The organism is Alteromonas sp. NFXS44 (genome assembly GCF_040148705.1).
GTDB lineage: Bacteria > Pseudomonadota > Gammaproteobacteria > Enterobacterales > Alteromonadaceae > Alteromonas.
On record NZ_JAGDEA010000001.1, the window covers coordinates 435815 to 449369 of the forward strand.

Genomic DNA, 13555 nt, shown 5'->3' on the forward strand with positions numbered 1-13555 from the left:
ACATGAACGTTAAAAATACGGAAGGCCTGAAACGTCTTGTCTTCTATAAGGAATTAGCCAATGTTGTAGCTCTACTCAATGAACGTAAGATTTTATTTCTTTTCATTAAGGGGCTTCCATTATCTATTTTACTTTATGAAGATAACACGAAGAGGCTCTATTCAGACATAGATCTTTTCATCTCGAAAAAAGATCTATGTCCGACGATTAGTTCGTTATCAGCTTTAGGTTTTATAAACGTAAGAGGATGGATACCGAAGGAGGTTTCAAAACAAATAACGTTAAGAAAGATAGTCTATGGTATTCCGATTGATATAGATCTGCACTACGAACTCACGCAGTTCAAAACTATAAACGACACATTGGATTTCAATAGTATATACAAACAGTCGATTGAATTCAGTTTTGGCAATTGTGTCTGTAAAACTATGCCTTACAATATCGCTCTCGACTTTTCAATTTACCATTTAAAATTAGAGCGCATGAGAGGAAATTTAGAAACATTTAAGTGGGAGAAGGATATTGAACTACTTATAAAAAAACTAAAATTTGTTCCATTTGTAAATAATCTTACAATTACCGAATTTATAGACTTAAATAAAAAGAGACAAAAATACTCTTACTTTTTATTCAGACTATTAGAATGTAGAAGAAAATTAACTTTCTTGAAAGAGTCCTTATTTCCACCAAAAAGCGAGTTATCATATTCTGGAAAATATAAAACTAGATTGCATCGTCTTCTCGGAATAGAAAATGAAAAAAATTAAATTTGCTAGCCAAAAATACAACAGCGATGAGATAATATTGATATACACTCCAGGTAAAGTTGGTTCTTCTTCTTTAGAAAAATCACTTAAAGACTCAATCCATACGCACACGCTGTATTGTAACCCCCCTAATCCACCTCACTGGAAATTAGATTACTACTCGAGGATAGATAAATTTAAGTTTCATTTTAAACAATTTGTAAGACGACTGCTAATACGTAGGGCAAAAAAAATAACTATAATTACAGTTGTGAGAGAACCTATAAGTAGAAACATTTCGATGTTCTTTCAGGCGTTACCTTTTTGGCTAGCCTATAGTTCTTCTAACATGAGCCATGACAGGATGAGTCCAAGAGAAGAGGGGTTCAATTACATCGTAGATGCTTACCAAAAGAACTTCAATCATAGGTATATTACCAGCTGGTTTGATAAAGAGATCCTGCGCTTTTCTGGTATTAATATCTACGAACATGATCCTATTACAAAAGGACTATGGGATGTAACTCGGGGTAAATATAGATTAATAGTTTCTACATTAGAGAATCTGTCAGATAACGTTAGTTTTATTGAAAATGCACTCGGTCAAAAAATAGATTTAGACGTTCAGAATAGTGGAAGCAGAAAATGGTACTCTGATATATATAAATCTTTTAAATCCTATGATTTACAGGATTCAGAGATAAATCAGCTTTTAAAAGAATCAAAATATTATAAAAAGTTTTATTTAAATGAAGATTTTGAAAAGTAACCTTACAGCGTTAATTGTTAAAGGGTTTTCTGCTGTTGTTGCGTTGATGTTTAATTTAGTAGTCGTTGATACCTATTCAACATCGGATGCTTCAGATGCTTTCACCTTAGTCACTTGTCTGCTTATACTAAGTGTTTTTACAAGATTAGGTGCAGACCAATATATTGTGAAAATTTTGGCACGTCGAGACAACAGCTATCAATCGACCAAACGTTTTACAAAAAGAGTAAATTTAATCATAATAATTCTTTCAATAGGTATTTTGTTAATCTCGCTACCTATAATTGAAATATTAGGATTTAATTTTAAGTTCATAGAAATTCTATGTTTCACCGTAACGTTGATATTCTTTAGTTTAAGTCAAGTAAAAAGCTATATATTTCAGGGTAAAAAAGAGTATGTCAAACACCTTTATTTTTTGAATCTATCATTCTTTCTTGTTTTAATAATGTTAATATACCTTTTTAAATTATTGAACTTAGAGTATATAGTTAACAACTTTTACATAATTGCACTATTAGCAGCTTTCATCTCTTATTTAACTTCTCAGACTTCTAGTCCTATCGGGATATCTCGAAGAATCTCGTACAATAGTTTTAAGCGTACTGTTTACCAAGTTGAAGTTTATTTTACATTTTCACTAGTTCAAATTATTCTTGTATGGATGCCTCAATTGGCTTTGTATGTGTTTGGAAATCATGAATTAGTCGCATCTTTTACCTTAATGCACAGATTTTCGCTTTTAGCAGGATTTGTATTGATTTCTATCTCGTCAATTTATACACCAAAGTTTGCAAGATTAATTAACCTCCGTGACTATGTAAAATTAAGAAAAGAGTCTTATAATTTCACTTTATTGGCTACTCTAGCATCTTTAGTAACGATTTTTACTATTTTGCTGGTGATAAAACCTTTCATGGAACTATTTTCAGATCCTGATTTATTAGATTATAGAGTTTTAATTTTACTTTTGGGTGCTCAACTTGTTAACTCAATGACTGGGCCGTCACTAAAACTGTTGCAAATGAGCGAACATGTAGTTAGGGCACGCAAGATACAATTTTTTGTTTTTTCTCTTTCTATTATTTTGGCCTATCCTCTTGTTATATATTGGGGCTATTTAGGCGCAGCAGTATTATGTTTTCTTAACATTACATTGGCAAATGTTTTGTATTTTCGTGCCGCCAGAAAAATTTATTTTAAGTGATAATAACATGAGATTGGTGGGTTATTTATTTATCTTTTTTTTATTGCACTGTTTAACTTCGTGCTCTCATGTGTATGATGATTCTAATCTAATAATTATTCTTCGCGAAAAAATAGATTCTCTCGTAATTAGTAATGAGAGAATCCATATTACCAACTCGACTTCTTGCAGAAATATTATTCAATATGGAGCCGATCCAACCGGAGTTGTCGATAGTTCTAAAGCATTTCAAGCTGCTATTGATGACATTACTTATAAAAGTCGTATATGTATTTCTAGCGGGAAATACAGGTTAAAAAATAGAGTCGATATACGTGAAAACACTTATATAAAAATGGATGACGAGGCTTTATTGATTAGAGATGATAATTTTAACGGTAATGGCAGCCGAAGCGCTTTATTTAGATCTTCGTCACATAACCATAAGATTAACAATGTTACTATCGAAGGTGGTAAAATTACGGTTTCATTCAATGGTATAAGAAGTGGTGGACGTATTCTTGATTGGTATGGTGACAATTGGACGGTTAAGGGAGTAAAGATACTTACTTACGGTAATAATACATCACATAGTAGAGCCATATCATATGTCGGGAATAACACTTTGATTGAAAATGTTGAAATTTCTGGTCCTGGTTGCGGAATCGGTTGCGGCGGCATAATTATAGGTGGTGGCAAAAATCATCTAATAAGAAATAATAAAGTTTTTTCGGGTGACGATTCAATTGCTATCTTTCCTGGAGCTTTGATTGAAGGCAGAAACGAAAAACTTTTAAATAATGACATCTCAAATGTTTATATAAATAATAATTATGTGATTTCTAATTCCGCTAGAGTTTTCGGTGCAGGACTTCATTGTCTATCCACCTTTGACTGCAATACTTTCACTGCTGATATAAAAAATGTTAGTGTTAAAAATCTCTACGGAATATCTATAAAAAATAAAGAAAATTCTATGGTTCTACTAGTCTATAATAGCTCTCGTAATGGTCAGGTCAAAGCGATAAGCTTAAAAAACATTGAGATTGCTAGCGAAGGAGTAATTAGGCACGGATACAAAATAATAGGTAATGAGTTTTCACCTGTTGGAGAAATACTACTAGATGATATTAGTTTTTTCGGAGATTGTTTAGAGTCAAAAGTCTTTCTCAATAATGTATCAATTTTTGATAGCACTAATGTGGTAAAGAATATGATTGGAACCTGTTAGATAAACACTACAATATCTACTTTATTTTTTTCGCATTTACTTTTTACGTAATGCCTGTATAACGTAGTTCCTATAAAACGTCAACTATCTTGACCGGTCCGTATTGCCTCACTAAAAAATAACACTTTGCCAATAGTTCGGTATTTCAGTCTAAAATCATTCCGTTTGCATTAATTGGGTTAGTTTAGCCTGATAAGTCTGGTCGCGTAAACGCAACGCTGAAATACGTCTTTGCAGGGTCCGCACTTGGCCCATATCATGTTGGCCGGGGTAACGAACAGAGAGCCATTTAATCATTTCAGGAGCTGTGCAGTGAGGCTCCAATTGAAGTTTAAATTTTATATCATCCCAAGCGTGTCCAAACGGATCTTTACGGGTTCGCCACGTTCGCGGAAGACTCCGTTTGTCTTTTGGCTTTTCAAAACGAAAGTAGTCTAGAGCTTCTGACGCTGTGGGTGTTGTTTGACTCTGAGCAGGTTCAGCCGGTTTATCAGCATGCTGCTCGGCTTTGGAGGAGCCGTTAATGTTCCAGGCAAAGGCCATTAGGTTGTTTTGCAACACTTTTAACTCAGACATTAAGGTCACCGAGTCTAGTTGTAAGTAAGTTGCGGTCAAATCATCTTTGATACTTTGCTGTATATGCGGGCTATTTAAAATACGTTGGTAAGGGGTCAATGCTTTGTCATATTGTTTCACTACTTTGGCACCGGTCCGTGTTTTTTTAAGTAGCTTCACGGATGGCTGAAAGAAGTTTACGTATTTCCGTAAAACACTATAGAACTTAGCGAGAGCTGCCCACGCATTAGGGCCTTCGAAACGGTCGTAACCAACTAAGCGCCGAACAACAGAGCCGTTTTTCTCTTCGACAAATGCTTGATCATTCTTTTTATAAGCTCGCGAACGAGTAAATGTGATTTTGTTTGTTTCACAGTAATCCAAGACTTCGTAATTAATAAATTCTGAGCCGCCGTCTGTATCGAGTCCCAACAGTGGAAACGGCATGAGAGAGCGGGCAACGCTAACGCCGTTGATGACATCCGCTGCACTTTTTCGTAACAACGGCATGCATTCAAGCCAACCGGTGCTTACGTCCACCATCACTAGCGAGTTAAGAAACGTGCCATTTGCATCATCTCCACAGTGGGCAACTAAATCAACTTCGTAAAAGCCGGGGGCCACGTCATTCCAGTCGGCAAAGGTTCGTACCTGAATCTTACTCTTTAAAAGCGCTCCAGCCTTTGTTTGGCTTAATCCCTGTACTTGCCGGGAACGTTCAGGTTGAAGTATTCGATCTACCGTTGCAGCGCTCACTGCCATCAGCTTCTTTCTTATGTCCTCTGATATTCGCAAGTGGCCGTGCCGCTCCATGGCTGCGACCAGATCAGGTATGAAAGGAACAAATCGTTTTGAACAGACTTGATTCGCTGCATTCCAGACTTTAATGAGTACGTGGCGAAACTGGTCATCATACACTTGCGCCCCGGGTCGAGTCTTAGGTTTCAACGAGACTGTATCGATTAGTGAACTCTTTTTGCACAGCAAAACGAGCGCGTATTTTCTGTCGTAACCGGTTGCCGCCACGAAACCATCGAGGATCTTCGTTTTTTCTGGGCGTTTTGCTGATAAGTAGCGTTGCCGAATGTGTAAACCTCCCCTAATTAGTTACATCCATAATTAGAGGTTTCAGCCTGTTCATGTTTGCTTAAATATTCCCATGGGGTCAGATCATTCAGTGCATCATGGGGGCGTTCTTCGTTATATTCCGTCATCCAGTTTTCGGTCAGTTCACGTACTTCATTCAATGTTTTGAAGACATACATGTTGAGTATTTCTGTCCTGTAAGTGCGGTTGAATCTCTCGATAAAAGAATTCTGCGTAGGCTTTCTGGGTTTAATAAATTCCAGTGCAATACCATGCTCTTCAGCCCAACTTGCCAGCGTGACTGAGATAAATTCCGGCCCGTTGTCCATGCGAAGTTTACTGGGGTAACCCCGCCAGGCGACGACGCGCTCCAATACTCTGACTACACGCTGCGATGGCAGATTCAGGTCAATCTCGATATCCAGTGCTTCACGGTTGAAATCGTCTACCAGATTGAACGTTCTGAAGCGTCTGCCGCATTGCAGGCTGTCGCACATAAAATCCATTGACCAGCAATGATTAGCCTGAGCCGGCACGGCCAGTGGCTCCGGGTTTCTCGCTGGCAGCCGGCGCTTTCCACGGCGTCGTTTGTTCAGCTTGAGCTCGCAGTAAATCCGGTGAACACGCTTATGATTCCAGCCATGGCCCCAACGACGCAGGATTTTGTACAACTTGCTGAATCCGTAAGCAGGATAACGCTCAGCGGCTTCTATCAGTTTGGCGATGACCTTATCATCCCGCGATTGATCAGGTTGATATCGGTAGACTGAATCACTGATGCCAACAGCGCGACTTGCAAGACGTAAACTGGCACCATGCTGCTCTCGCGCATAATTAACAAGCTCACGTCTTATCGCTGGCTTTACAGCTTTTTTTCGACGATATCTTTCAGAATTCGGTGTTCCAGACTTAAGTCAGCGAACATCGCTTTGAGTCGTCGATTTTCGTCCTCGAGATCTTTCAGCCTTTTAATATCAGACGCTTCCATACCACCATATTTGGCTTTCCAATTGTAGTAGGTTGTATCTGAAATACCGTACTCACGGCAGACCTCTTTAACCAGTCTGCCAGCTTCCACTTCCTTTAAGATCTTTACGATCTGTGACTCTGTGTAACGGGACTTTTTCATCAGGAGTTCTCCTTATTGGATCAGTTTACGCCGAAGAACTCTAAAAAGGTATGCCGCTATTTTAGGGGAGGTTTACAAATGCTTAATAACATTTCCCGGCGAGCGGCAAGACTCATAGTAGTCGTCATAAATCACCTAATATCATTCCCATAGAGTTTGATTTTAGATGAGGCAACCGGACTTGCTAGGTTTGATTTTTAGTGAGTCAATGCGGCACCGCCGTGTAATTGTCGCCACTTCTTAATTCTGCGCTCAAGTGTGCGTCGCGCTGAGGTGGGAAACTGGTCGCTATGCGACTCGCACAAATAATCAAATACGCCCACAGGCGTAATTAAATGATCCTGCTCCAGAAGGGGGACAACAATATTCTCCCAGATTGCCTCCAGGGGATCGGGTCGGGTGCGCCAATGGCGGTGAGCTTTTTTAGGTTGGTGACGGCCGTTCTCTATGCGTCTGGCGGAACTGATAGAAATGTTCGCTTTGCTGGCGGCAACTTCCTGCGTGAAATCCTTTCGAAACTTCATATATAACCTGACTTGTTTTTCTGTGATGTGAGTTCCCGACACGCCATTCTCCTCGAATTGTCGTGTCGAACCTTAACAGAACAACCGTTCAAGTTAATTGTCGCTCTATAGTTCCTTTCTATATTCTTAAAATTGTGTCGATTCTATTTGAACATCTACCCTGAAATAGTTGCATTTTTATTTAGAGTTCCTTGATATAGATTGAGATAAGAATGGAGAGCTGCTTATAAAAGTCCCACTTCAAAGAATTATAGCTCGTAAATGCAGTTGAATCAGGCTGACTTATCAAAGAAGTCGACGAGTGCACCAGATTTCAGTTGCAAGTTACAAAAACTGCATAGCTAAGTACGGTGTTATTTTTGGAGGAAAGGTCATAGAAATACTCAATATGTATATTTTCGAAACATTGAATTAAGTACGTAGACTGTCCGAAACCATGGATCATGGAATATAACGAAAGACACCCCCACGATGCGCTGAATGAACTGTCACATTTGCAGTATTTCAGTAAGAAAAACACGCCTAAACCTTTAATAGTAGATGAAACTAATTAGAGGACGATTACAATGGCATTGTTCCAAGAATAGTGTATTCATAAATGCATAACGCAATGTCGTGGAATTCTGACTAAATGTAAAATCAAGCTCGTCACTTTAGAATCCGCAATTACTTTTGTTCAATTTTGGCACTATCTAAAATATGCTTAGTATCACTAAGCTGAATTTTTAATGCTAACACTACAAGGACTACAGGTATAAATTTTAAAAATATTGTTTGGATAAAACCTGTATCAATACCTTGTCCTAGCACGAAAACAGAAAAAGTGATAATTAGATAATCTCTAATAAGTGATTTATGCGACAATTTGTTCAAAATTGCGAGTAGAAACGCATTAAGTATGGCGCCAAAGATAACAAGGAACCAAGAACCATTTACATAAAAATCGCCCACAGCAGTAATTGGCCACCCGTTGCGTTTTTCACTTTCATACACTTGTCTGAACCAAAGTCCCGTGTTGTGTGTTTGTGGTTTATCCGGCCAAAGAAAGCGTGGTATCCACGCGAAAAATCCATTGGCAAAATCTTCTCCGTAGCGGTAATCGAAACGCTTTCCAACGTCTCTGCTAGCTAAAACCAATCCATCATATTCTGATAAGTGCATGGACAAAGAAAGAGCTGTAACCGCTCCCATATTCTCTAAGGAGTTTACTTCATGATTAATAGCTTCAGAATGCAGATCCTCTCTTACGAACCTTAAACCATTTGCTACGACGACTAAAATTACCACCGAAAGTATTACTTTCGTAAATTTGAACTTTATAAAAGTAGTAAAGTAGAATAGACCGAGCATGAACAGAAAAAATCCGATTGTCGTACGGTTACCCCAAGAGAATATAAATGCAGAATTAATGACAATTAATCCTAAAGCGATTGTAGTCTTAAAATAGTTTCTTGATAGTTTCGCATATAGAAATATCAAGCCTGAGAGAATTAAAGCCCAGCTGCTTACTTCTCGAAAAATATACATTCCCTGCATAGCTTTCTCAATTTTTACTTGGTATAAAAACTCGCTCAAGCTACCAAATTTAATAATAAAGTAAGATGTGAAAATTGCGCCCATTAATGATATTAATGTTGTTAGTATTATTAGAAGATTTAGATTTATAATTTCTATCTTATAAGTGTTCCTAATTGCTTCATTTTTAGGTTCTGAAAATTTACTAAAAACAACAATTAATACTACCCATACTAATATTATAAGATGAGCTTTTGCTATATCAGGATAAAAATCATACATGAATTCATATGAAGGTATGATTACATCAAGACCAAAGAAAATAAGTAATGGCCTTAAAGACAAAAAGTAAATTGAGAAAAAGAAAAAGAATGTGGAAGCATGCTTTTTTTTCTTGTAGGATTCCAGTAGGCTCAATCCTAAAATACCTGTATATATCGCCCATAGAAGAATTGAGAGAAGATACATCTTAACACCTATATAATTTGTCTAAGTCGATCGCCAGTTGCTTGACTGAATAGTCATAATTATAGTCTCTTTCAAGGTCGGCCTTAGCGTGAGTTAATTCGTCTTTTGATACTTGTTGAAAAATCTCTAGCAAACCAACGTCTACAGGACTCGTAATTTTTCTGTAGAAGGACGTGTCGCGATGATGTTCTGCAAGACCACCTGCACCGGAATGAAAGACTGGACAGTTTGCTAGTAAGCTTTCTATCGCTACTAAACCGAATCCTTCCCATCTTGACGGCACTAAAAGGACGTCACATACAGACATGTAAGAAAGAACTTCCTCTTTAGTTCTCCAACCTAAAAACGTTAATCTGTCATCAACTAAATCATCTTTAGTGTTTTTTGAAACTACGAAATCGCCGATGCAGTATACGTTTATATCGTTTTTATTACATCGCTTGAGTGCACTTGTAATTAAGTCAAAGCCTTTTTGTTTGTCGAATCTACCTACGAATAAAAAATTTCTCGTATGACCGGGTAATTTAGGTGATATCGATTTATTTATCTGAAATTTTGTTACAGAGTTTTTTATAATTTTGAGTTTCTCTGGATTTAATCCGTGATTCAACGCTGTTTTATAATCATTTTCACTTATGCACACGATTTTAGTGGTGACTATTTGTAACGCTCGTTCTATGACCTTAATTATCTGCTTATTAAACAAGCTAGTTTCACGGTCAAATGCCCAGCCATGGCTACAGTAAATGACAGTATATTTTTTTTGCATAGTTAATAATAGATAAAGTCTAAACCAAAAGCCGGAGAAAGTGCTATGCAGATGGATTACATTTGGATTGAATTTTCTTACTAATCTTATATAAGAAATTAACATTGAGACTTGTTTTACTAGCGAATTTCTATTTATAGTTCCAAACGTACTTATATTACTTTTCTCGAAACAGATCTCTGACATTTGTTCTTCCGAAACTACAACTTTAATGTTCTCCTTTCCATACTTTTCAAGTTGTACTGGAATTAATTCATTTAAGTATGTTGCTATACCTCCAGTGATTGATTCACACAGATGTATTATCTTCATTTAAATATTTCCGATAAGCTTTGGAAATACTTTTTCTCTGAGTACTCTTCGATAACTCTTATTCTCGATGCTTGCCCCATTTCGGAAGCTATATTTTTATTATCCCTGAAGTATTTGAGTTCTTTTTCAAGTAATTCGTTATTATTATATTCGATTAATTTACCGTTTCTAGCAGTAACAACTTCTTCATTCGAACCTGCAAAGGTAGAGAGAATAGGAAGAGAAGATGACATCGCTTCTACTATCACGTAAGGCATTCCTTCATATTCAGAATTTAATACAAAAAGATCTGCTATTGAATAAAGATCAGAGACGTCATTACGTTTACCCAAAAAAATAGTATTTTCAGTTTTTAATGACAAAATTTCTTTATAATAATCTTCGTGTGATCCATGATCACCAACATGTACTAGTACCGAATTATCAAGGTTCGCTTTTTTAAATACTCTTACTAACTGTAATACTCCCTTTCTAGGCTCTATGTAGCAAACTGAAAGGACAACAAAAGCGTCTGATTTTATTCCAAGTTTCTCTCTTAATGTGTTTCCAACTTTCTCATTTCTTATAAATTTATCTGTGTTTACTGGGTTTGGTATGCAAACAACTTTCTTTGAATCATATATATATTTTGGAAATTCTCTTTTTGAATAGCCCTCAGTTCCATGAATTATAACTTCATGTACTAAACTATGGACCATTCTTAATAGTAGCTTGATTGGTGTCTGGCTTATTTGCAACCTGAGTATTATTTTTGAATTGCTAAATAGTCTATATAGACATAATAAAGGTAAATAATAAATTGATGTTCTATAATTATTAAAAACTATATAATCATATTCTTTCTTTGTTCTAGTATAAGTTTTAAAGTTATAAACTAGTAGATATAGAAAGTTTATAAAGACATTTATTCCTTTTATACTTTTTTTACCATACTTGTTAGCTTTTTCAGGAATTGGGCTAATTATTACTTTTGCGCCCGATCCTTCTAATTCTTTGGATATTTCACCATTTTCACCGAGCAAAACATCTATATGAGCCTGATCTTCTGAAATATACTTTTTTATCCAATTGTTTAAGTTTATAGCGCTCCCGTAGAACAAGCCGGATCGCTCTATAGCTAAAATCTTCATTTACTTATAATCTTTGCTAATTTTAATGATTCTTGGTAATCGCTTTCTAATGCTTTTTCAAGTTTATTTTTTGCCGCAAGATCGTCTCCTGAAAGTGAATTATCAGGTTTAGCCTTATTTAGCTTCTCATATATTGGCTTTATTACTTCCTTTATCTTCTTGTTCTTTACTTTCACAGCAATCTTTTCTTTAACTCTATTTAGGCCTCTAAATTTAGCTATGGATGTTTCATTTTTGTGTGTGAAGTCGAAATTTGAATAAAAGTCACCGTCAATATTTAACCACTCAGCTATATCACGCATAAGAGCCACTTTCTGCTCTTTAAAGTCGCTAAAATCATAGGTTCTAATATTTTGCTCTCCTAAGACGTCTTTCCACTTATTCAGATACAAGTAATATCTTGATTGCTCAATCACTTTGGAAAGTTGGTTGTTACCCCTAAAATCATCGCCGGAATCAACCCTTTTTAAAAATTCTGAGAAAGACATGTTCTTAGGCAAAACTGTTCTAGTGTCTCTAAAATATTTGAAAGTAGAAAAAATTCGGCTCGAAGGCTCTCTTATGAAGAATAGTACTTTCGGTTTTAACTCTTTTGCAAATTCAAGTGCAGATTCTTGGTATATAGTTAAGGTCGTCCCATCGACCATGATTTGATTGTCTTCTTTAAAATATTTGGAGTAGCCAACTTTACCATGACTTCCCCAATTACTTTTCTCGGAGTACTTCCAATCACTTTTATCGATCAAATAAAACAGTTCTTTATCGACAGCACCGCTAATATCGGGATGTTTTACCAGCCAGTCGTAAACAGATGTCGTACCACATTTCGGTGCTCCAGCAAGAAGTAAATTGGGTAATAAATTTCTTTCCACTTTTTATTCCTAAATCAAGATGTTTTGAATTTTAAATTTCCGTTTAAATATATTAGATATCATTAGGATGTAGTCGTTTTAGAGTAGGCCTATCAAAATAGGCAGTATCTATATGCAGAGAATTACCAATCCAAATCGGTTCAGGCGTAGAATTGTGCCCATGAATTGAATAGTCCACGCCGTGATTCACTCTATTTAGTTTCTTGTTAAACCGTTCTCTGTCCCACATAAGCGGAAATACGCAAGCTTCGATGTTTTGTGGCATGTGCTCCCAATTCCAGGTCGGGGGGAGGGTATGAGAAATGCCGATCTTTTTTCCTTGATAATCAACAGTAATTGCGATCTGTTGTTGCAGGAACCATTTGCACATACTTACCAGCGTTTGAAAGTCCGCTGTCTGATGCCACCTGCCACCATTTTGCACCCAAAGGCGCATCGCGTAACTGTCCCTGCCCATTAATGCTTCCAGCATCATGTGTTCATGATTGCCTAGCACAGCATGGGCGTTAATTTCCTGCATATATTCGACGAGTCTTGCGCTGTCTTCTCCGCGATCAATGATATCGCCTAAGCTTATTAATACATCGTCTTGCGGGTCGAAATCAACTTTATCTAATTCTGATTTCAGCTTTGTGAAATTGCCATCAAGATCGCCTACCACGAACACACGTTTATCATCCTCGATAGTAATGTGTTTATGCAGGCGTACTTTGCTAATGACGTTTGTTTTGACTTGCATTGAACTGACTACGCTAACTTCCTTATTAGGCATAGTGTATGTTTTTCGAGCCGTGGTTTCAAAGAATAACTTTGAAGGTCGGGTATGTGCAGAGAGAATTGAGTATAGGCGTAACGGGCGTTACGCCTTAAATATACATTTTTAGCTATAGAAACAAAGATAAGCCGTGGTCACTTCCACTTTTACATCAAAAGACTGATTCGCTGCGACGTTAAACTCTGTGCCTGTTTTATAAGACTGGAATTCGTCTGAACCAGGCAGTTTCACAATCAGCTCACCTTCAACCACTTTCATCAGCTCATCTTTAGAGGTGCTGAAAACGTATTCGCCTGGCAGCATAACACCTGAGGTGCACGGGCCGTTTGCAGATTCAAAGGCGATGGATTTTACGTTGTCGTCGAAATAACTGTTTACGCTTAATGACATGAGTGTTCCTGATAAAAATTAGGGTCACACAGTGTGCCGTAAGGAAAGGGTTTCTTCTACCGCCATTTTGTTTTTCAACTAACAGAAATGGCATGAGA

At 36.9% G+C, this 13555-nt stretch carries 12 protein-coding genes and 1 pseudogene; 4 read left to right on the forward strand and 9 right to left on the reverse strand.

Going from position 1 to position 13555, the window contains the following annotated elements:
- Nucleotides 1–2: 2 nt before the first annotated feature.
- From J3369_RS01890 to J3369_RS01905, 4 genes are read left to right on the forward strand one after another with little or no spacing between them, the layout of a single operon-like run.
- Nucleotides 3–767, forward strand: coding sequence for a nucleotidyltransferase family protein (locus tag J3369_RS01890; protein ID WP_349583146.1), 765 nt, complete (start codon nt 3–5; stop codon nt 765–767).
- A complete protein-coding gene (locus tag J3369_RS01895; RefSeq protein ID WP_349583149.1) occupies nt 754–1515 on the forward strand; it encodes a putative capsular polysaccharide synthesis family protein in 762 nt (253 codons plus the stop codon). The genes J3369_RS01890 and J3369_RS01895 overlap by 14 nt, the downstream gene beginning before the upstream one ends.
- A complete protein-coding gene (locus tag J3369_RS01900; RefSeq protein WP_349583152.1) occupies nt 1496–2722 on the forward strand; it encodes a lipopolysaccharide biosynthesis protein in 1227 nt (408 codons plus the stop codon). The genes J3369_RS01895 and J3369_RS01900 overlap by 20 nt, the downstream gene beginning before the upstream one ends.
- Before the next feature lie 7 nt (nt 2723–2729).
- Nucleotides 2730–3932 carry a glycosyl hydrolase family 28-related protein gene (locus J3369_RS01905; RefSeq protein WP_349583155.1) on the forward strand — a complete coding sequence of 401 codons (1203 nt, stop codon included), beginning with the start codon at nt 2730–2732 and terminating at the stop codon, nt 3930–3932.
- A 156-nt stretch (nt 3933–4088) separates the two neighbouring features.
- On the opposite strand, the gene J3369_RS01910 is transcribed toward J3369_RS01905, so the two are convergent.
- The 9 genes and pseudogenes from J3369_RS01910 to ppnP all read right to left on the reverse strand — a co-directional run bounded on the left by J3369_RS01910 (nt 4089) and on the right by ppnP (nt 13457).
- Nucleotides 4089–5405: an integrase catalytic domain-containing protein gene (locus J3369_RS01910; protein WP_349583157.1), complete on the reverse strand. Its 1317-nt coding sequence runs from the start codon at nt 5403–5405 to the stop codon at nt 4089–4091.
- A 185-nt stretch (nt 5406–5590) separates the two neighbouring features.
- A protein-coding gene (locus tag J3369_RS01915; RefSeq protein ID WP_502877394.1) for an IS3 family transposase occupies nt 5591–6702 on the reverse strand; the annotation gives its coding sequence in 2 pieces (ribosomal slippage) (nt 5591–6441 and nt 6441–6702; 1113 coding nt in all).
- A gap of 218 nt (nt 6703–6920) precedes the next feature.
- A pseudogene (locus J3369_RS01920) lies at nt 6921–7268 on the reverse strand (helix-turn-helix domain-containing protein); the annotation flags it as partial.
- 624 nt (nt 7269–7892) lie between these two features.
- The gene (locus tag J3369_RS01925) at nt 7893–9158 is read right to left on the reverse strand and encodes an oligosaccharide repeat unit polymerase (protein ID WP_349583163.1); all 1266 of its coding nucleotides are present in this window, start codon (nt 9156–9158) and stop codon (nt 7893–7895) included.
- A gap of 52 nt (nt 9159–9210) precedes the next feature.
- Nucleotides 9211–10290: a glycosyltransferase gene (locus J3369_RS01930; RefSeq protein ID WP_349583165.1), complete on the reverse strand. Its 1080-nt coding sequence runs from the start codon at nt 10288–10290 to the stop codon at nt 9211–9213.
- The gene (locus J3369_RS01935; protein WP_349583168.1) at nt 10287–11420 is read right to left on the reverse strand and encodes a glycosyltransferase family 4 protein; all 1134 of its coding nucleotides are present in this window, start codon (nt 11418–11420) and stop codon (nt 10287–10289) included. Before J3369_RS01935 ends, J3369_RS01930 begins: the two co-directional genes overlap by 4 nt.
- The gene (locus tag J3369_RS01940) at nt 11417–12292 is read right to left on the reverse strand and encodes a sulfotransferase domain-containing protein (RefSeq protein WP_349583170.1); all 876 of its coding nucleotides are present in this window, start codon (nt 12290–12292) and stop codon (nt 11417–11419) included. The genes J3369_RS01935 and J3369_RS01940 overlap by 4 nt, the downstream gene beginning before the upstream one ends.
- 52 nt (nt 12293–12344) lie before the next feature.
- A complete protein-coding gene (locus J3369_RS01945; protein WP_349583173.1) occupies nt 12345–13031 on the reverse strand; it encodes a metallophosphoesterase in 687 nt (228 codons plus the stop codon).
- Between the two features lie 141 nt (nt 13032–13172).
- Nucleotides 13173–13457, reverse strand: coding sequence for a pyrimidine/purine nucleoside phosphorylase (ppnP, locus tag J3369_RS01950; RefSeq protein ID WP_303573489.1), 285 nt, complete (start codon nt 13455–13457; stop codon nt 13173–13175).
- Nucleotides 13458–13555: the final 98 nt, after the last annotated feature.